We start from the raw sequence: 19996 nt of genomic DNA on the forward strand, positions 1-19996 counted from the left end.
ATGCATAACAACCGACACGATCAAACCGGTCCTACCGTAAAGGTCCGGCCGGAGACCGCCATCACGGCGGGGGACAACGACTACCACAAGGGGCTGAGTACCCGGCACGTGAACATGATCGCCATCGGTGGTGCCATCGGCACCGGCCTGTTCATGGGTGCCGGAGGGCGTCTGGAGCAGGCGGGACCGGGCATCGTGTTCAGCTACGCCGCGTGCGGTCTGCTGGCGTTCCTCATTCTCCGGGCACTGGGGGAGCTGGTGATGCACCGGCCCTCCTCGGGATCCTTCGTCTCCTACGCCCGTGAGTTCTATGGAGAAAAGCGGCCTTCGCCACCGGATGGCTCTACTGGATGAACTGGGCGATGACATCCATCGTCGATATCACCGCCGCCGCCCTGTACATGAACTTCTTCGGCCGCTACGTCCCCTGGATAGCGGCGGTCCCGCAGTGGGGCTGGGCACTGGCGGCCCTGACCCTGGTTCTGGGGATGAATCTGATCTCCGTGAAGGTCTTCGGGGAAATGGAGTTCTGGTTCGCGCTGATCAAGGTGGTGGCGCTGTCGGTGTTCCTCGTGATCGGGTGCTACTTTGTCATCTTCGGCACACCCATCGAGGGCCATGATGTCGGGTGGTCGCTGATCACGGACAACGGCGGACTGCTTCCCGGCGGAATCCTTCCCGTCATCGTTCTGATGCAGGGTGTGGTGTTCGCCTACGCCTCGATCGAGTTGATCGGTACGGCCGCGGGGGAGGTGGAGAACCCCGAGAAGATCATGCCGAGGGCGATCAACACGGTGATTGTCCGGATCGCGGTGTTCTACGTCGGTTCGCTCATCCTCCTGTCGCTGCTGCTTCCCTACACCGAGTACCGGGCGGGGGAGAGTCCCTTCGTGACATTCTTCGCCGCCATCGGCGTTCCGGGCATGGATGTGGTGATGAACCTGGTTGTGCTCTCAGCGGCACTGTCCTCCCTCAACGCGGGGTTGTACTCCACGGGAAGGATTCTGCGTTCGATGGCGCTCAACGGCTCGGCTCCCCGCTTCGCCGGCCGGATGAGCACCTCCGGAGTCCCCTACGGGGGCATCGTGATCACCGCGGTGGTCGCCGCGTTCGGGGTCGGTCTCAACGCGATCGTGCCGTCGCAGGCCTTCGAGATCGTGCTCAACTTCGCCGCCCTGGGCATCATCGCGTCCTGGGCGATGATCGTGCTCTGCCACATCGCCCTTGTCCGCCACGCCAGGGCAGGTAGGCTGCAACGACCGGCGTTCAGGATGCCGCTGGCGCCCTACTCCAGCTGGTTCGTGCTGATCAGCCTGGTGTTCATCGTCATCATGATGGCCTTTGACAAGCCGGTGGGAACTTGGACCGTGGCCGGTCTGGGTGTGATCATCCCGCTGCTGGTCGGAGGGTGGTACGCCTGCCGCGGAAGGATCACCGCCATCGCCGCCGAGCGCGGGGCGGAGCTCAACCCCTAGGAAAGGAGCTGACAGTCGGGGCAGAGGCCGAAAACCTCCGCCTCGTGGCTGCTCACCAGAAAACCGTGGGAGGAGGCCACCTCCCGGGCCCAGGATTCCACCGGGCCCCCGTCGATCTCCACCGTTTTCCCACACCGCGTGCACACGAGATGGTGGTGGTGATGGCCGGCGACGCACTGCCGGTAGAGCGTTTCGCCCCCGGCTACGTTGAGCACGTCCACGGCGCCGATCTCGGTAAGGGACTGGAGGGTGCGGTACACGGTGGTCAATCCTACCGCGAGGCTCCTGGAATCGAGCTCGGAATGAATCTCCTTCGCCGAGGCGAAATGATCGAGCTCGTTGAGTACATCGACAACCGCCTTGCGCTGCCGGGTGCTGCGCACACCGAGCTTGGGGGCGCTCGCCTGCCCGACTCTGTTGGGGCCCACCTCGTGCCCTCCTGAATCCTGATAGAAAACGTTGAATCTCTCCCGTATCCTACCCCGGACCGACGTGCTACTGCTGTTCCTGGCTGTAGGAGCTGGCCTCGTGGGCCGCTCTGATCACGTCGATGACGGGCGGTGCACTGAGGCAATAGGTCATCTGTCTGCCGTTGCGGGTCGCCGAAACTATCCCGGAATCCTTGAGCACCTTGAGATGCTGGCTGATCAGGGGCTGGGAGTTTCCGATGACCGAGACCAGCTCGTGGACGTAGTGGGGGCGTTCGTACAGCGAGAGAATGATGTGGATGCGGATGGGGGAATCGAGCAATCGGATCAGGTTCGCGGTTGCGACCAGCGCGGCCCGTGATTCGATCACCGAGGAACCGGTGGGAACGGGATCGGTCGCTTGAAGATCGCTCACCTGATCCAGCGGACTCATGAACTCTCGCGGGGTGTCAAGCATCTCCGGTAACCCCCTTTCTATCGGGATGCAGGATAGGTTTTCCTACCCCTAACGACTAGCAATAATGCTATGCTATCGCATTTGAGATCTTCTGCCGGGTATTTGTGCCACCATTCACCGGAGGTGGGGATAACTGCAGGAAATTCCGCACCCGGCGCGCACAATCCACGGGGATTTCCGTCCGTGGGGGTCAGGGATGAAACCGGGGCATCTTGGGCTAGAATCGGACGGGTATGTCCCCGAGGGGGACCTGAGTTTTAGTAATCAATCTGGAGGAGAGCATCCGACGTGGCTCAGCAATCGATCATCGACACCGTAGTCAACCTGTGCAAACGACGCGGATTGGTCTACCCGTGTGGTGAGATCTACGGTGGCACCCGGTCCGCATGGGATTACGGTCCGCTGGGAGTGGAGCTGAAGGAGAACATCAAGCGTCAGTGGTGGCGTTCCATGGTGACCTCCCGGCCCGATGTCGTCGGCGTGGACACCTCCGTGATCCTGCCCCGTCAGGTCTGGGTCACCTCCGGGCATGTCGAGGTGTTCACCGATCCCCTGGTGGAATCGCTGCACACCCACAAGCGCTACCGCGCCGACCACCTGCTCGAGGCCTATGAGGAGAAGCACGGCCACCCGCCGGTCAACGGCCTGGCCGATATCAACGACCCCGAGACCGGTCAGCCCGGCAGCTGGACCGAGCCGAGGGCCTTCTCCGGCCTGCTCAAGACCTTCCTCGGTCCGGTCGATGACCAGGAGGGGCTGCACTACCTGCGCCCCGAGACGGCGCAGGGTATCTTCATCAACTTCAAGAATGTGATGAACTCCGCCCGGATGAAGCCGCCGTTCGGCATCGCCAACATCGGAAAGTCCTTCCGGAACGAGATCACACCCGGAAACTTCATCTTTCGTACCCGTGAGTTCGAGCAGATGGAGATGGAGTTCTTCGTCAAGCCCGGTGAGGACGAGGAGTGGCACCAGTACTGGATCGACACCAGGCACCAGTGGTACCTCAACCTGGGTGTGCGGCCGGAGAACCTCCGCCTCTACGAACACCCCAAGGAGAAGCTCTCGCACTACTCCAAGCGCACGGTTGACATCGAGTACGCCTTCAACTTCGCCGGCAGCAAGTGGGGCGAGCTCGAGGGTGTGGCCAACCGCACCGATTATGATCTCCGCGTGCACTCCGAGGGATCGGGGGAGGATTTATCCTACTTCGATCAGGAGACCGGGGAGCGCTGGATCCCCTACGTGATCGAGCCCGCCGCGGGTCTCGGTCGCGCGATGATGGTCTTCCTCATGGATGCCTATCACGAGGATGAGGCTCCCAACTCCAAGGGTGGAGTGGACAAGCGGGTCGTGCTCAGGCTAGACCGCCGTCTGGCACCGGTCAAGGTCGCGGTGCTGCCGCTGTCGAAAAAGGACACGCTCACCCCGGTCGCCGAGAAGCTCGCCGCGGAGCTGCGCCAGTTCTGGAACGTCGACTATGACACCTCCGGAGCCATCGGGCGCCGCTACCGTCGCCAGGATGAGATCGGCACCCCCTTCTGCGTGACCGTCGATTTCGACACCCTCGAGGACAACGCAGTGACCGTGCGCGAGCGCGACACCATGGAGCAGGTCCGTATCCCTCTGGATGAGTTGCAGGCATACCTCGGTGAGCGCCTCCTGGGCTGCTAGACTTCCTCGTATGTCCAACTTTTGATTGACACCGGCTTTGTTCAGGGCCGGTGCTAATCTGTTTTCATGACCACGAAGGATCTCGCCGTGACCTCATATACCTCCTGGAGCAAGCGCAGTAAACGCGAAGGGCAGCTGTCCACCGACCTGTTGCGGGGGGAGGAGGGCACGAAGGTGGCAACATTCGGGGATTCCCCGGCAAAGACATTCGAGTCCACCGCCACCGTCGAGAACGCGGACTGGAAGATCCACTTCGCAATCGGCGGTGAGGCGAGTGCGACCCTGCCGGACGGCCGGGTCTTCACCGCCGATCCCGGGGATAAGGGGTTCAGCAAGAGCAAGAGCATCGAGATCGATATGGCGGGTTTAAAGATGCTCGCGCTCAACGAGAACAAGAACAACTGGATCATCGACGACGCCGATTCGCAGAAGGTCGCGCAGTTCACCGGGGTCAACAACGGCGTGCGCCGGTCCATTCTCGAGTTCGAGGACGGGGTCGCGCTCCCTCTGGATCAGGAGGTTTTCCTGTCCTGGGTCGCACGGAAAACACTGGAATCCCGGCTCGTCGGCTCCAGCTGGGGCCTGACGCTCTTCCTCATCATCCTCACACCGATCATCATTTACCTCACCTTCAACTAGGGGATCGGCGCTGATGGAAGGCACGGACCACGCCAAGGCGGGCATCTTCGGCGCCCACGCCCAGGAGATCTGGGTGTGGATGGGGAATGAGCTTTTCGACGACAACGGGGGCGTCATCGCCGAGGTGCGCTCCGACGTGCTCTACGTGGCACATGAACGCATGCTCATCGAATCCACGCGGGGTTCCATGAAGTTCCGCTGCCGGGCGACCACGGCGGGCGGTGAGGTGTACACGATCACCCAGGAATCCTTCACCGTGTCCGAGCTGCACGCCAGTTGCGGGCAGCGCAGCTACACGCTGCGCAGGGTCTCGCCCTGGCGCAAGGAACGCGTCATCGACAACACGGGGGTGGAGGTGGCGCGGGTGCGCCCGATGACCAGTGGCCGGGTTGAGTTCCAGGTGGGAACCGTCGGCGATGAGAAGCTGCCCTTCATCGATGCGGTGTTTCTCAGCTGGGGCTGCGTGCTGGTCGATTCCGCGGTACGTCGTCCAAGATTCTAGAATCGACCTCCGCGGAACTGATCACCATTCCGGTCACGATGGCGCCGCCCGCGCCACCCCCTCGATTGTTACGGTTGTTGTAGTCTTTGATGTCCGAACGCGCCGATGCGGTTGCCCGCTGCGCCGCAACTGCCGACTGTCTGGCGAAATCAATGGCCTGGCGGGTGTCGGAGGTGCGTTGCTGTTGGGCCTGCGCATAGAGTCGTTGGGCATTGGCCAGGTGGGTGCGAGCCTCGGTTTGGATGATCCTTCCCCTGGTGGACACCAGATCCTCGGCACCCTGGATCTGCTTCGCCGCGGACTGCAGTTGTTGATCGAAGATCTGCAGCTGGCGGGCCTGATCGGCGGCGGTGGCACGGACCGTGTCCAACTGTTCATCCAGTGCGGAGTCGATGTCGGTGAGCTCGGTGTAGGTGCCCAGTGGGTCAGCGGAGGCGTCGGAACGCGCGCTCTGCACGGCGGCGACGGCCTTGCGCACCACCCGGTCGAGGGACTCCCAGTCCGCCTTCGTGCCGTCGGTGGCGGCGCGTTGCTTGATGTCGCCGGCCTCGCGTATCTCATCCTCGATCTCGGAGATCAGATCACCTACGTGAGCCCGTGCGGTGGCGATGTTCTCGTCGGCATTCTCCACACCCGACAGCAACCGGTCGGCGGTGGCGATCGCATGCTCCGAATCCCGGATGGCGTCGACGAGACCTCCCTGCTGGCCCGCCGGCTTCTCCTCGAGCCGCTGTGCCAGTGACAGTGTCTTCTCGGCCTCGTCGAGAGCCGCCGAGGCCAGATCGACGTTGTGGTCGATGCTCTCCAGCACCGCCGCGTCGTAGCTGCCACGCAGGGTGTCGAGGGTCTGCTGGGCCTTCGGCAGCCGCGTGCGCAGATCGATGGTCCGCTGGGTCAGCTCATTGAGTTTCGTGCCCGCGGTGAGCAGCAGATTGCGCATCTGACTGAAGTTCTCCGCCTCCGCGTCCAGGGCGGCATCGGCCTGCCCGCAGGAGGAGATGATCTCCACCAGCATGGACCGCCGCTCCGCCTCGGTCTCCGGAATGGAGTCGTGGAGCCGCTGCTTGATCTGGAAGGCGTTCTGCAGGGTGCCCACCGAATGGTTCATCGCCCTGGTGAAGCTCCTGGTGCGTTCGACACCGAACTCCGATTGCGCCAGTTCAAGTTCCTCCTTCCCCCGGCGGATGGATTCGTCCGTGGAGCTGAGCTCCTCCTCCGCGAGGTCCTCGAGGGTCTGCATCGGCAGCGAGATCAGGCGGTTGGAGTCCGCGGGGTCGATGGAGCGGGCATCCTCGAGCGTCGCGGCATTCTTCCTCTTGCCCTGGCGCCGACTGTAGGCCCAGATTCCGCCGCCGGCGGCAGCAACACCCGCCGCCCCGGCACCCAGCCACGCAGCGGACGCGCCGGATCCGCCGCCGCCGAGCGATTCCGCGACGGCAACCGCCGATCCCGCGATATTGCCCTGCTGCAGCTGCGCACGGGCGGCTCTGTCAGCCGCATCGAGCTGGGAGGCGGTCCACTGGCTGCCTCCGAGAATGCCATAGGTGCCCTCGCTGGGGGCGACGGCGTAGATGAGCACGTTGCCGGAGCCGTTCGCCGTCAACGCCTGGCGTGTCCAGGTCTCCGGATCCACACCCTCGAAGGAGTTGAGGATGACCACGAAGATCTCCTTCTGCTCCCTGGTGCGGACGGTATCGATGGCCGAATTGATCTCCGTGATCTCCGAATCGCCGAGTGTGCCGGTGTAATCGGTGACGCGGTCGGTGTAGCGCTGCGGTTGCTGCGCCAGGATCGAGGCGGGCGCGGCCATGGCGGGAAAGGTTCCCGTCATGACCATCGCCCCCGCTCCGATCGCGATGGCGGCGGAGGCTGTGGCGGCGATTTTTCGGACACGCGCCGGATTGGAGTTCATGGGCACCACATTACCCATCCTGCCTGGCAAACTGGATACGGTGAGAAGAAAACTTCTGGTCCTGCTGGGTGTGGTGCTCGTCCAACCCGCGCTGCGCATTCTGGGCTATTCCCTGGTCCGTCGCCCCAATGATGGAGAGACGATCGATTCCATTCTGGTGCTGGGCACCGCGCAGTACGATGGGCGGCCGTCGAAGCAGTTCGCGGCACGGCTGCGGCACACCGCCGAGCTGTGGCACCAGTGCGAAACGCAGCGTGTGTACACCGTGGGAGGAAAACTCCCCGGCGACCGCTTCAGCGAGGCCGCGGTCGGTAGGGAGTTTCTGCTGCGGGAGGGGGTGGATCCCGACTTGATACGGGTGCACCCGCACGGCTCGGACACCCGCGGATCCTACGCCGACCTGGATCCGCGGGAGGTCGGCCGGGTGCTCATCGTCACCGATCCGAACCACTCCTACCGTGCTGTGCGCATCGCGCGCCGCATGGGCTTCGACGCCGCGCCGTCCCCGACTCCCTTCAGCCCCACGGTCTTTCCGTCGAGAAGCTTTTTTCTGACCCTTCTCCACGAATCGGGCGGGGTGGTGGTCCTGGACGTGTCGGCGGTTTTCGGGCAACGGGTGGCCGATAGGCTGGAGGACACACTGAGATCGCTGCAGGCGGTGCTCCGGCCTTCCAGGCGGGTGCGCCATGAGCAGCTGCGAAGGCTGAGGGATTAGATGTATCACTACACCGCCGCGGATTCCGCGCGCCGACTCACCGAGCGTCCGAAGACGAGCAGAATGGCCTTCTCGGACGAGGATTCGCGCAGCGACTTCTCCCGTGACCGTGCCCGCGTGCTCCATTCCGCGGCGCTGCGGCGGCTGGCTGATAAGACCCAGGTGGTCGGACCCCGTGACGGGGACACGCCGCGCACCAGGCTCACGCACTCGCTGGAGGTGGCCCAGATCTCGCGTGGAATGGGTCAGGGACTCGGGCTGGATCCCGATCTCTCCGATCTGGCGGGGCTGTGCCACGACATCGGTCACCCTCCCTACGGGCACAACGGTGAAACCGCACTCAACATGGTCGCCGGGGCCTGCGGGGGCTTCGAGGGGAACGCCCAGACACTGCGGATACTCAGCCGACTCGAACCCAAGGTGGTCTCCGCGCAGGGGGAGAGCTTCGGTCTGAACCTCACCCGCGCGGCACTGGATGCCGCCTGCAAGTATCCCTGGACGAAAACGAACCTCGACGGTGGCACCAACCGCAAGTACGGCGCCTATGACGAGGATGCCGGGATTCTGGCTTGGGCGCGGGAGGGGCACCGAGATCTCCGGCCCAGCCTTGAGGCACAGACCATGGACTTCTCCGATGACATCGCATACTCGGTGCACGATGTCGAGGATGGAATCGTCTCCGGGCGCATCGATCTGAAGGTGCTCTGGGACCTGGTGGAGCTGGCCGCGCTGGCGGAGAAGGGCGCGCGCGCCTTCGGCGGCGACCCGGAGGAGCTCATCGAGGGGGCGGCGCAGTTGCGGGCCCTGCCCGTGGTGGCGGCCGCTTCGGATTTTGACGCCTCCCTCAGCTCCTACGCGGCACTGAAGGCGATGACCTCGGAACTGGTGGGCAGATATGTCGGTTCCACGATCGCGGCCACCAGGGCCGCGGGCGGTGAACTCGGACGCCAGCACGGCTCCCTGGTGATCCAGCCCAGGGCCGAGCGGGAGGTCAAGCTGCTCAAGACCCTGGCCGTGCTCTACGTCATGGACGACCCGGGCCATCTCGCACGCCAGGACAGGCAGCGCGACCGGATCTTCCGTGTCTTCGACTACCTGACCCTCGGCGCGCCGGGAGCCCTGGACCCGATGTACCGGCAGTGGTTCATCGACGCGGTGGATGATGCCCAACGGGTGCGGGTCGTGGTGGACCAGATCGCCTCGATGACGGAGTCCAGGTTGGAGCGTGTGGCCAGAAAGGCCTCTGAGATCTCCGGCTTCCTCGGGTAGGGAATCGGGCACTAACCCACATTTGGGGTGAGTTGTATCACCATAAATGTGGGTTTTCTTCCGGGCCGGCCCATCTGTGCTCGCCTGAAGCCGTGTAGCCGCTCAAACGTGTCCCCGATGTTTCACAAAACCAATGGACAAGACCTGTGTTTGTGGGGTTAGCTGGACTATAGGAAAACGATTTCATAATCATCAATCCACCACATGGAAGGGTTGAAGCATTGTCTACTTCAACACAAACTCAACAGAAGAGCGGGGGTATCCGGGTAGCGATTCAGAAGCTCGGAACCTTCCTCTCCTCGATGATCATGCCGAATATCGGCGCGTTCATCGCCTGGGGTCTGATCACCGCGTTCTTCATCCCGGCGGGATGGACGCCCAACGAGCAGATCGGAACGCTCGTCGGCCCCATGGTCACCTATCTCCTGCCGATCCTCATCGCCTACAGCGGTGGGCGCCTGATCTACGATGTCCGCGGCGGCGTCGTCGGCGCCATCGCCACCATGGGTGTCATCCTCGGCACCTCCTCGCCGGTGTTCATCGGTGAGGACGGCAACTCCTCGCCGATGTTCCTCGGAGCCATGATCTGCGGTCCGCTCTTCGCCTGGCTGATGAAGAAGATCGACGGACTCTGGGACGGCAGGATCAAACCGGGATTCGAAATGCTGGTGGACAACTTCTCCGCTGGCATTTTTGCGGGCTTGGGTGCGATCGCATCGATGTTCCTTCTGACCCCGGTTATGAACCTGTTCATGCGTTCCGCAGGTGCCGCCGTGGAGTTTCTCATCAATAACAACTTGCTGTTCTTCACCTCCATTCTCATTGAGCCCGCGAAGGTGCTGTTCCTCAACAACGCCATCAACCACGGTGTGCTCACACCGCTGGGCACCGAGCAGGCCGTGGAGACCGGGAAGTCGGTTCTCTTCCTCCTCGAGGCCAATCCCGGCCCCGGTCTGGGCATTCTCCTCGCCTACATCTTCTTCGGCAGCGGCGCGGCACGCGCGACCGCTCCCGGTGCCGCGATTATCCACTTCTTCGGTGGTATCCACGAGATCTACTTCCCCTACGTCCTGATGAAGCCCACGCTCATCATCGCCGCGATCGGTGGCGGAATGACCGGCGTGTTCGTCAACACCATCCTGGGCGCGGGACTGCGTTCACCGGCTGCCCCCGGATCGATCCTGGCCATCTACGCCACCACCGCCTCCGACTCCTACCTGGCGGTCACACTCGGTGTGGCCAGTGCGGCCATCGTGTCCTTCCTCATCGCCGCGGCGATCCTGAAGTTCTCCAAGGCAAGTGACGAGGACCTCGCGGAGGCCACCGCGAAGATGGAATCGCTCAAAGGTAAGAAATCCTCGGTGTCGGGTGCCCTGACCGGCAACGATGCCGAGAAGGCGCCACTGATCTCGAAGATCGTCTTCGCCTGCGATGCGGGCATGGGATCGTCGGCGATGGGTGCCTCGGTACTGCGCAACAAGATCAAGGAGGCGGGATTCGGCAAGGATGTCACCGTGGTCAACTCCGCGATCAACAATCTGCGCGATGAGTTCGATCTACTCGTCTGCCACGAGGATCTCATCTCCCGCGCGGAACCCCCGACGCCGTCGGCCATCCATGTGACCGTGGACAACTTCATGGCCTCGCCGCGCTATGACGAGATCGTGGATCTGGTCCGCAGTCAGCGTGAGGGTGGCGGCGCGGCGGAGCCCGCACCGGCGGGGTCCGCACCTGCGGGGGCGTCGGCACGCGGGGGCGCCGCCCAGGGGGCTACCGCAACCGCCACGGCCACCCGGGCTGAGGCGGAGGCCGAAGCGGAGGAGGAGAAGAAGGTCTTCACCCTCGACAGCATCGTCCTCGGTGGCACCGCGAGAAACCGTGACGACGCCATCGCCGAGGCTGGACAGATTCTGGTCGACAGTGGAGCCGTCGACGCCAGCTACGTTGACGCCATGCGCGAGCGTGAGACCTCGATTTCCACGTACATGGGCAATGGCCTCGCCATTCCGCACGGAACGAACGAGGCGAAGGATGCCATCCACGGATCGGCGATCTCCTTCATCCGCTACGACGAGCCGGTGGACTGGGGCGGGAATCCCGCCAGGTTCGTGGTCGGCATCGCCGGTGCGGACGGCTCCCACCTCGGGCTGCTGGCGAAGATCGCGAAGATCTTCGGCAACAAGTCCGCAGTGGAGAAGCTCGAGCAGGCAGCAACCCCAGAAGAAGTTCTCGAGATTTTCGGAAAGGTCAACAAATGAAAGCCCTCCATTTCGGAGCAGGCAACATCGGCCGTGGATTCGTCGGTGTGCTGTTGCATGAGGCGGGATATGAGATCGTGTTCGCGGATGTCGCGGGCGGGCTCATCGATTCCCTCAACGAAAAGGACTCCTACACCGTCCACGAGGTAGGCCTGGAGCCGCGGGACATCGAGGTCACCGGTTTCTCCGGTGTCAACTCCGCCACCGACCCGGAAGGACTCGAGGCGCAGATTCTCGACGCCGACGTGATCACCACCGCCGTCGGGCCCCGTGTCCTGACCATCATCGCCCCGGCCATCGCCGCCGGTCTGCGCGCCCGCGCCCGGTCCGGCAACGACTCGAAGGTGGCCATCATGGCCTGCGAGAACGCCATCAACGCCACCGACGGTCTGGCCGAGGCAATCAGGGCCGAGTTCCCCGAGGCGGATGAGGTGGCCATCTTCGCCAACACCGCCGTCGACCGGATCGTGCCCAACCAGAAGCCGGGCCAGGGCCTGGATGTGACCGTGGAGAATTACTACGAATGGGCCGTGGAATCCACCCCCTTCGACGGTGAGACGCCGAACATTCCGGGTATCACCTGGGTGGAGGATCTCGCCCCATACATCACCCGCAAGCTGTTCACCGTGAACACGGGCCATGCGGCCACCGCCTATTTCGGCTACGGCGCGGGCATTGAAAAGATCGCCGATGCGCTTGCCGACGCCTCCGTCCGCGACCGGGTCGCCGGTGTGCTGGGGGAGACCAAGCAGCTGCTCGTGGAGAAGTTCGGGTTCGCCCCCGAGGTGCAGCAGGGGTATGTGGACAAGATCCTCCACCGCTTCGCCAATCCCTCCCTCCCTGACACCGTGGTGAGGGTTGGCCGTGCCCCCCTCCGCAAGATCTCGGCCAATGAGCGTTTCGTCGGCCCGGCGGCCGAGCTGGTGGAGCGGGGCTTCCCGGCGGACAATCTCGTGGCCGCCGTCGGTGCCGCCCTCGCCTTCGACGTGGCGGAGGATCCGGAGGCCGTGGAGCTGCAGGCACGACTCGAGGCCACCCGTGGGGATGACGCTGCACGTGACGCACTGGTGACCGAACTCACCGGAGTGGAACCGACGCACCCGCTGTTCCCCGCACTGTCGAAGGTCTTCGCCGCCGCCTGAGAACACCATCGATGATCGGCCCGCCGTGTGGTTTCACCATTCGGCGGGCCTTTCCCCGTTCGCATACCTGTGCGTGGAAAATGGATTCAACGAGTGCGTACCGGTACCCACTGAATGGGCACCCGTGATGTACAGTTTGCTCCATGTGCGGAATTGTTGGATACATTGGCCAGGCGGGCGAATCCCGCGATTATTTTGCTCTCAATGTGGTGCTGGAGGGGCTGCGTCGTCTCGAGTACAGGGGCTATGATTCCGCAGGTGTGGCGGTTCTCACCGATGGTGAGATCAGTTTCCGGAAGAAGGCCGGAAAGGTCGCCTCACTGGAGCAGGAGATCGAGCGCGCGCCCCTTCCCGATGCCATCCTCGGTATCGGTCACACACGGTGGGCCACCCACGGAGGCCCCACCGACGCCAACGCGCACCCCCACGTCGTGGACAATGGCCGGCTCGCCGTCGTTCACAACGGCATCATCGAGAACTTCTCCGAGCTGCGCGCGGAACTGTCCGCGAAGGGCTACACCTTCGTCTCTGAGACCGACACCGAGGTTGCGGCGACGCTGCTCGGCGAAATCTACAACAACGAAGCTGAGGGTGATCTCACCCGCGCCGTGCAGCTGACGGCACAGAGGCTCGAGGGTGCGTTCACCATTCTCGCCATTCAGGCCGATCACGGAGACCGGATCGTCGCTGCGCGGCGGAACTCCCCGCTGGTCATCGGCGTCGGCGAGGGCGAGAACTTCCTCGGCTCCGATGTGTCCGGGTTCATCGATTACACGCGCAAGGCTGTGGAGCTGGGCAATGACCAGGTGGTCACCATCACCGCCACGGATTACACCATCACCAATTTCGACGGCACACCGGCCTCCGGAAAGCCCTTCGACATCGAGTGGGATGCCGCCGCAGCGGAAAAGGGCGGCTTCGACTCCTTCATGGACAAGGAGATCCACGACCAGCCCGCCGCCGTGCGCGACACCCTGATGGGACGCCTCGATGAGGACGGCAAGCTCGTTCTTGATGAGCTTCACATCGATGAAGCCATCCTGCGCAGCGTGGACAAGATCATCGTTGTCGCCTGCGGCACCGCCGCCTACGCAGGTCAGGTCGCCCGCTACGCCATCGAGCACTGGTGCCGTATCCCCACCGAAGTGGAGTTGGCGCACGAGTTCCGTTACCGCGATCCGATCGTGAACGAGAAGACCCTCGTGGTGGCCCTCTCGCAGTCGGGGGAGACCATGGACACGCTCATGGCGGTGCGTCACGCGCGCGAGCAGGGTGCCAAGGTCATTGCGATCTGCAACACCGTCGGCTCGACACTGCCCCGTGAGGCGGACGCCTCCATCTACACCTACGCGGGCCCGGAGATCGCCGTGGCCTCCACCAAGGCGTTCCTGGCACAGATCACCGCCTCCTACCTCCTCGGCCTCTACCTGGCGCAGCTGCGCGGCAACATGTTCTCCGATGAGGTCACGGGCATCCTGGAGAGTCTGCGGCAGATGCCGGAGAAGATCCAGACGGTCATCGACCATGAGGACCAGGTGAAGAAGCTCGGTCAGGATCTGGCGAATTCCGACTCGGTGCTGTTCCTTGGCCGCCACGTCGGGTTCCCCGTTGCTCTGGAGGGCGCGCTCAAGCTCAAGGAGATCGCCTACCTCCATGCCGAGGGTTTCGCCGCCGGCGAACTCAAGCACGGGCCGATCGCCCTGATCGAGGATGGACAGCCGGTCTTCGTCATCGTTCCGTCCCCTCGTGGACGCGATTCGCTGCACTCCAAGGTGGTGTCCAACATTCAGGAGGTTCGCGCCCGTGGCGCCATCACCATCGCCATCGCGGAGGAGGGGGATGAGGCCGTGAACGCCTACGCCAATTTCGTCATCCGGATCCCCCAGGCGCCGACACTCATGCAGCCGTTGCTGTCCACCGTTCCACTGCAGATATTTGCATGCGCCGTGGCCACCGCCAAGGGCTACGATGTGGATCAGCCCCGCAACCTGGCCAAGTCCGTGACCGTGGAATAAAATCCGCTCCACCGTCCCCTCAACACCGGCGCGGTGGCTTTTCTATCGGGGCAGCACCAGCTCCACGCCGAGGTCATCGAAGACCTCCTCCAGGCGTTCGGTGTTCCGGGCGTCCACCGTCCAGGATCCGTGCACATCGACACGGCCAACATGGGATTCTCTCAGTAGATCAGCCAGGCCGTCGAGGTTTGTGGGTGCGGGTCTGTCCGGACCCCACACCGCACGTCCCAGTAGGGTGTAAAAATCCCCGATCCTGTTGAAGTTGGCGTACAGAACGGTGTTTGTGGTGTCCATTGTGTCCGTGGCTCAGCCTTCCGCGTCGGTGATCGTGCAGAATGTTTCGTAATGGTCACCGGTGAAATACCAGACATCCGGGTCGGTCTGCGTCCCCCCGCCGGTGACGATACGCAATGGGCCACGGTGGCCCAATCCCGGGGTGGGCACCGTGTACTCGCGGTAGTAGTTCCGGGATTCCTCGGGAAGCGCACCCTCGTAGTTGCCGAAACGCACCCCGTCATTGTCGGGATAGCCGAAGGGGCCTCCCGCGAGGATATCATCGACGACGAGCTCCGTCTGGTCCGGAAGCGTCTCCAGTGCGCAGGAGGGCACGTTTCCGTTGGGCCCTGATTCCTGCGCGGTGGTGCGGGAGGCGGGGGATTGATTAGGCGTGGTCGGGGTGGTCGGGGAGGCTGGAGGCGGGGGATTGATTAGGCGTGGTCGGGGTGGTCGGGGAGGCTGTGGTCGGGGTGGCCCGACCCTGTTCGTCCTCGTAACCCACACCCAGCCATGCGGCGACGAGCATGAGTGCCGCCCCGGCCGCCCCTGCGACCACTTTCTTACCGTTGACCATGGTCTTGATCCTTCCATACGGTGATGAGGATAGAGTGTTGGGCATGGCGAAGGGACGGATACCGGAGAGTGACATTCAGGCAATCCGCGAACGGACCCCGATCGAGGAGATCGTGGGGGACTATGTACAGCTCAAGTCGGCCGGAGCGGACTCCCTGAAAGGGCTCAGCCCCTTCAAGGACGAGAAGACCCCGTCCTTCCACGTCCGCCCGAACCGTGGATACTACCACTGCTTTTCCACCGGCAAGGGTGGGGATGTGTTCTCATTCCTGATGGAGATGGAACATATCACCTTTCCCGAGGCCGTCGAAGTGTGCGCGGAGAAGATCGGCTACCAGATCAACTACCAGGGTGGGGGACCTGGCCGCAGGGAGGAACCGGGGACCAGACAGCGTCTGGTGGCCGCTAACAGGGCAGCCCACCAGTTCTACCGCGAGCAGCTGGAGACCGCCGAGGCGGAACCCGCCCGGGATTTCCTGCTCCAGCGCGGGTTCAGCCAGCAGCACATCTACACTTTCGAATGTGGCTATGCGCCCGCCGGCTGGGACACGCTGACCAAGCATCTGTTGCGGAAGGGTTTTAAGTTCCAGGAGCTCGAGGCCGCGGGGCTGTCCAAGATGGGCAAGCGCGGGCCGATCGACCAGTTCCACCGGCGCCTGCTATGGCCGATCAAGAATCTTTCCGGGGACGTCATCGGATTCGGTGCCCGCAAACTCTTCGATGATGACAAAATGGGCAAGTACATGAACACCCGCGACACCCTGCTCTACAACAAGTCCAAGGTGCTCTTCGGTCTGGACACCGCCAAGCGTGCGATCGCCGTGGGACACCAGGCCGTGGTGGTCGAGGGGTACACCGATGTCATGGCGATGCACGCCGCGGGGGTCACTACAGCGGTCGCGGCGTGCGGCACAGCCTTCGGTGACGAGCACCTGCAGATGCTGCGCCGGCTGATGCTGGATGACAACTACTTCCGCGGGGAGCTGATCTACACCTTCGACGGCGACGAGGCCGGGCAGAAGGCCGCCATGCGGGCCTTCGAGGGCGATCAGAAGTTCACCGGGCAGTCCTTCGTCGCCGTCGCCCCCGACGGCATGGATCCCTGCGATCTGCGCCTGGAGAAGGGCGATGCCGCCCTGCGGGATCTGATCGCCGGCCGCGTGCCCATGTTCGAGTTCGTCCTCCAGTCCATGATCGCCGAGTACCAGCTCGACACAGTGGAGGGACGCCTGTCCGCTTTACGACGCACGGTGCCCGTGGTCGCGGACATTCAGGACAGGACACTGCAGTCGGAATACGCCCGCCTGCTGGCGGGCTGGATCGGCTGGGCCGATCCTGCGGAGGTGCTCCAGCAGGTTCGCGAGGAGGCGCGGCGCCCCAGGCAGCAGCGCAGGCAGAACAGGGCAACGCGAATCACCGAGACCGTCGAGGACCAGTCCAGGCGACCGTCGATGACCATGCCCAACCCCCGCAACCCCGCACTCTGGCAGGAACGGGAATCACTCAAGCTCGCTCTGCAGTATCCCGAGCTCGCCGGAAGCTACTTCGACGGCCTGGCCACCGACAGTTTCACCAACCCCGCCTACCGGATGGTCCGCGATGCGATCACAGCGGCGGGTGGTTGTGACATGGCGGCCTCCGGGGTGGACTGGCTGCCGAGCGTTTCCGAGCAGATGAACGACATCCTCGGCACCTCCCTGGTATCCGAGCTGGCGATGGAACCCATCGCCATCGAACCAGAGGACCTGGAATCCTATACCGATGCGGTGCTCTCGCGCCTGCAGGAGGCCCGGGTGGGCAATCAGATCGCGGTACTGAAAAGTCAGCTCCAGCGGATGCGCCCCTCCGATGATGAGCAGGCCTACAACTCCCTGTTCTCCGACCTGGTGGCCATGGAGCAGGCGCGCCGGGAACTGCTCTCCCGGGCGTTCAGGGGATAGCGGCGGACCCGTGGTTCAGTCCTGATCGGGTTCCAAAACGGTGTTGCCGTCGTCGGTGCGGTAGTTCTTGACTTCCTTCATCCGCGGCTGCGGGTCGAGCTTGTTGGCGATCATCTTGCGGGTGGCCGTGACGGCGTTCCTGGTCACCGGCGAATTGATCGCGGTCTCATAGCCCTTCTTGATCTGGTGGTACCGCTTTCGCCCCGCCTTGGTGCCGAAAACGTAGCCCGCGGCGGCGCCGATCACGAACTGGATCATGGGTGGAATACTCTCCCTAAAGCTCTGGTGGTGGTCTGCAGACCAGACTACCTGTTTCTGGATTCCTCGAAATTGATGGCACGGGCCGCGCTGAGCAGTCCGATATGGGAGAAGGCCTGGGGGAAGTTTCCGGCGAGGCGATGGTGGGTGGTGGAATACTCCTCCGCGAGTAGCCCCAACGGTGTCTGGACGGCGAGGATCGTATCCATGATCCTCTTCGCATCCTCCAAACGCCCGGAGTGGGCGTACTGCTCGACCAACCAGAAGGAGCAGATCAGGAAGGGGTATTCGTCGCCGGCCAGGCCGTCACCGCCGTCGGTGTGGTAGCGGTGGAGGAAGCCGTGGGAATCGAGAAGCTCCTCCTCGATGCGGGCGACCGTGGAGACGATGCGGGGATCGTCATAGGGTAGGAAACCGATCTGGGACAGTTGAAGGAGAGAGGCGTCCATCTTCGTGTTGTCATAGGTTTGGGTGAAGGCCCGGATCTCCGGGTTGAATCCTCTGGTGAGAATCTCGTCCCGCAGTTGATCCCTGCGTTCACGCCACCGTTGAACCGGGCCGTCGAGTCCGAACTCCTCGACGGCCTTGACCCCGCGGTCGAAGGCGGCCCACATCATCGCCCGGCCGTGGGTGAAATACTGGGGATCCGAACGCATCTCCCAGATTCCCTGGTCCTTCTCATCGAAGCGGGCGTCCTGGAACTCAAGCATCGCCTTCTGCAGCTCCCAGGAGAACTCATCCTCCGCATGTCCGGCACGGCGTATGCACTCCAGCGCGATCATGACCTCGCCGACGACATCGGCCTGGTACTGCTCCGCCGCGCCGTTACCCACGCGCACGGGCACGGAATCCTCATAGCCCCGCAGATGGGGAAGTTCGCGTTCCGGCAGGTGGCGCTCGCCGCCGAGACCGTACATGATGCGCAGGTTTTCCGGGTCTCCGGCGATGGCTCGCAGCAACCACGCGCGCCACTGGCGGGCGGCCTTGGATAGCCCGTACTCCACCAGCGCCTCGATCGTCAGCGCGGAGTCACGCAGCCAGACATAGCGGTAGTCCCAGTTGCGCACGCCACCGAACTCCTCCGGGAGTGAGGTGGTGGGGGCGGCGACGATGCCGCCGGTAAGCATGTCGGTCAGAGCCCGCAGCACCAGCATGGACCGTCGGACCTCGGCGTCGTAACACTTTTCGGTGGGGATGTCCCTCATCCAGTCGGCCCAGAATTCCTTGGTGGCCTGCAGAGAGCGGGAGTAGTCCGGCATGGGGGGATGATCCTCGTAGGAAGGCGCCCAGGTGAGCACCCAGGACAGGGATCCGCCCTCCTCGAGCGTGTAGGCACCGCTGTGGCAGTCCTTCGAGGGCCGGTGCGGCATCTTCGGTCCGCTGACATAGACGGCGTTGGGGCCCGCGACGGCCTGGACGATGGAGAGATCCCCCGCATCGGTGCTGCGGAAGTAGGGCGTGGACTCGCCGTAGTCGAAGCGCAGGCGGAGGATCGACTCCACCTCCACCGAGCCCTCCAGACACCGCACCGAACGAACAAGGTCGGTGAGGTTCGGCTCGCCGTTAATGTGCACGGGCATGAAATCGGTGACCCTGGCGGTTCCGGTCGGGGATTTCCACACCGTGCGCACGATGAAGGAATCGCGGAGATACTCCTGACTGATCACCTCACCCCCGGAGATGCGCACACTCCAGTGGCCGTGCTCGCGATCGCCGAGAAGCCTGGTGAACACCGCATCGGAATCAAAGCGGGGCAGACACAGCCAGTCGATGCTGCCCTGGCGGGAGAGCAGTGCCGCGGTGTGGGTGTCCGAGAGCAGGGCATAGTCCTCCAAGGGAGTGTCCAGGGGGACATTGGATGGTTGCGGTTCGCTCGCCGTGATTCTCATGGACCTAGACTAGATCGTCGACGGCCCGGCATGAAACCCCGACTCTGTTTGCACGCAAAGAAGCCCGGCTCGCTATGAGCCGGGCTTTTAATCTGCTCCTCCAACTGGGCTCGAACCAGTGACCCTTCGATTAACAGTCGAATGCTCTGCCAACTGAGCTATGGAGGAATACGCTGCCCGAAGCATGGCTGTCATTCGGCCTGCGGTGCAACGAGAACTAACTATAGTTGGCTTCTTTCAGAAGGGGCAAATCGCCAGCTTGATTGATGTATTTGGGCGGTTTCCCGGGGCGGATCCGGTGGTTTGCCGGGGTATCCTGCCAAGGTGTCCGTTAGAACCAGCGCCGTTTGCCAACTGCGGTGGAACTCCCGCTATAATGACGGGGTTGCCGTAGGGCGGATTATCGTTTCCCGCCGGCATGGAGGGGCTATAGCTCAGTCGGTTAGAGCTACGGACTCATAATCCGTTGGTCCCGGGTTCGAGCCCCGGTGGCCCCACAAACACCTGTTCGACCGACCCCGGGCGGCTCTTCTCCTGCCGCCACCCCACGGGCGGGGATCCACCCCGGAGGAGC

At 63.5% G+C, this 19996-nt stretch carries 16 protein-coding genes, 2 tRNA genes and 2 pseudogenes; 11 read left to right on the top strand and 9 right to left on the bottom strand.

What is annotated here, in order from left to right; genetic code table 11:
- Positions 1-1475 (top strand): annotated as a pseudogene (locus B7E02_RS05825) (amino acid permease).
- On the opposite strand, the gene B7E02_RS05830 reads toward B7E02_RS05825, so the two are convergent.
- Both B7E02_RS05830 and B7E02_RS05835 read right to left on the bottom strand, forming a co-directional pair.
- Entirely contained in the window at positions 1472-1903 is a 432-nt protein-coding gene (locus tag B7E02_RS05830; protein ID WP_080793898.1) for a Fur family transcriptional regulator, read from the bottom strand. The pseudogene B7E02_RS05825 and the gene B7E02_RS05830 overlap by 4 nt on opposite strands.
- A gap of 67 nt (positions 1904-1970) precedes the next feature.
- A complete protein-coding gene (locus tag B7E02_RS05835; RefSeq protein ID WP_425429776.1) occupies positions 1971-2318 on the bottom strand; it encodes an ArsR/SmtB family transcription factor in 348 nt (115 codons plus the stop codon).
- Between the two features lie 330 nt (positions 2319-2648).
- Between B7E02_RS05835 and B7E02_RS05840 the strand changes: the two genes are divergently transcribed.
- From B7E02_RS05840 to B7E02_RS05850, 3 genes are all read left to right on the top strand, one after another.
- Positions 2649-4034 carry a glycine--tRNA ligase gene (locus tag B7E02_RS05840; RefSeq protein ID WP_080793900.1) on the top strand — a complete coding sequence of 462 codons (1386 nt, stop codon included), beginning with the start codon at positions 2649-2651 and terminating at the stop codon, positions 4032-4034.
- 66 nt (positions 4035-4100) lie between these two features.
- Entirely contained in the window at positions 4101-4673 is a 573-nt protein-coding gene (locus B7E02_RS05845) for a hypothetical protein (RefSeq protein WP_080793902.1), read from the top strand.
- Between the two features lie 13 nt (positions 4674-4686).
- Positions 4687-5175, top strand: a complete 489-nt coding sequence (locus B7E02_RS05850) for a hypothetical protein (RefSeq protein WP_080793903.1) — start codon at positions 4687-4689, stop codon at positions 5173-5175.
- Here the strand turns inward: B7E02_RS05850 and B7E02_RS05855 are convergent.
- Complete coding sequence (locus B7E02_RS05855) at positions 5123-7087, bottom strand: TPM domain-containing protein (protein WP_080793905.1); 1965 nt, start codon at positions 7085-7087, stop codon at positions 5123-5125. The two genes, B7E02_RS05850 and B7E02_RS05855, sit on opposite strands and share 53 nt — an antisense overlap.
- Positions 7088-7199: 112 nt before the next feature.
- Between B7E02_RS05855 and B7E02_RS05860 the strand changes: the two genes are divergently transcribed.
- The 5 genes from B7E02_RS05860 (at position 7200) to glmS (ending at position 14486) form a co-directional block, all read left to right on the top strand.
- A complete protein-coding gene (locus B7E02_RS05860; RefSeq protein ID WP_080794463.1) occupies positions 7200-7802 on the top strand; it encodes an ElyC/SanA/YdcF family protein in 603 nt (200 codons plus the stop codon).
- Positions 7803-9071 carry a deoxyguanosinetriphosphate triphosphohydrolase gene (locus tag B7E02_RS05865; RefSeq protein ID WP_080793906.1) on the top strand — a complete coding sequence of 423 codons (1269 nt, stop codon included), beginning with the start codon at positions 7803-7805 and terminating at the stop codon, positions 9069-9071.
- 302 nt (positions 9072-9373) lie between these two features.
- A complete protein-coding gene (locus B7E02_RS05870) occupies positions 9374-11329 on the top strand; it encodes a PTS mannitol transporter subunit IICBA (RefSeq protein ID WP_245802209.1) in 1956 nt (651 codons plus the stop codon).
- Positions 11326-12471, top strand: coding sequence for a mannitol-1-phosphate 5-dehydrogenase (locus B7E02_RS05875; RefSeq protein ID WP_080793911.1), 1146 nt, complete (start codon positions 11326-11328; stop codon positions 12469-12471). The genes B7E02_RS05870 and B7E02_RS05875 overlap by 4 nt, the downstream gene beginning before the upstream one ends.
- 143 nt (positions 12472-12614) lie before the next feature.
- A complete protein-coding gene (gene glmS / locus B7E02_RS05880) occupies positions 12615-14486 on the top strand; it encodes a glutamine--fructose-6-phosphate transaminase (isomerizing) (RefSeq protein ID WP_080793912.1) in 1872 nt (623 codons plus the stop codon).
- Positions 14487-14528: 42 nt separating this feature from the next.
- On the opposite strand, the gene B7E02_RS05885 is transcribed toward glmS, so the two are convergent.
- From B7E02_RS05885 to B7E02_RS14655, 3 genes and pseudogenes are all read right to left on the bottom strand, one after another.
- Positions 14529-14780, bottom strand: coding sequence for a barstar family protein (locus B7E02_RS05885; protein ID WP_080793914.1), 252 nt, complete (start codon positions 14778-14780; stop codon positions 14529-14531).
- A 12-nt stretch (positions 14781-14792) separates the two neighbouring features.
- Positions 14793-15101, bottom strand: a pseudogene (locus B7E02_RS05890) (guanyl-specific ribonuclease); the annotation flags it as partial.
- A gap of 46 nt (positions 15102-15147) precedes the next feature.
- Positions 15148-15381, bottom strand: a complete 234-nt coding sequence (locus B7E02_RS14655; protein WP_245802215.1) for a hypothetical protein — start codon at positions 15379-15381, stop codon at positions 15148-15150.
- Here B7E02_RS14655 and dnaG point away from each other — a divergent pair.
- Positions 15380-17275 carry a DNA primase gene (gene dnaG, locus B7E02_RS05895; RefSeq protein ID WP_179129664.1) on the top strand — a complete coding sequence of 632 codons (1896 nt, stop codon included), beginning with the start codon at positions 15380-15382 and terminating at the stop codon, positions 17273-17275. The two genes, B7E02_RS14655 and dnaG, sit on opposite strands and share 2 nt — an antisense overlap.
- A gap of 15 nt (positions 17276-17290) precedes the next feature.
- On the opposite strand, the gene B7E02_RS05900 is transcribed toward dnaG, so the two are convergent.
- From B7E02_RS05900 to B7E02_RS05910, 3 genes are all read right to left on the bottom strand, one after another.
- Positions 17291-17533, bottom strand: coding sequence for a hypothetical protein (locus B7E02_RS05900; RefSeq protein ID WP_080793917.1), 243 nt, complete (start codon positions 17531-17533; stop codon positions 17291-17293).
- A gap of 47 nt (positions 17534-17580) precedes the next feature.
- Positions 17581-19422, bottom strand: coding sequence for a glycoside hydrolase family 15 protein (locus tag B7E02_RS05905; protein ID WP_080793919.1), 1842 nt, complete (start codon positions 19420-19422; stop codon positions 17581-17583).
- Between the two features lie 95 nt (positions 19423-19517).
- Positions 19518-19590 (bottom strand) — tRNA-Asn (locus B7E02_RS05910).
- Between the two features lie 255 nt (positions 19591-19845).
- On the opposite strand from B7E02_RS05910, the gene B7E02_RS05915 reads away from it, so the two are divergent.
- Positions 19846-19919 (top strand) — tRNA-Ile (locus B7E02_RS05915).
- The last annotated feature ends 77 nt before the right edge of the window (positions 19920-19996 follow it).

Origin of the sequence: Corynebacterium pacaense (assembly GCF_900169525.1) — a bacterium.
Lineage (GTDB): Bacteria > Actinomycetota > Actinomycetes > Mycobacteriales > Mycobacteriaceae > Corynebacterium > Corynebacterium pacaense.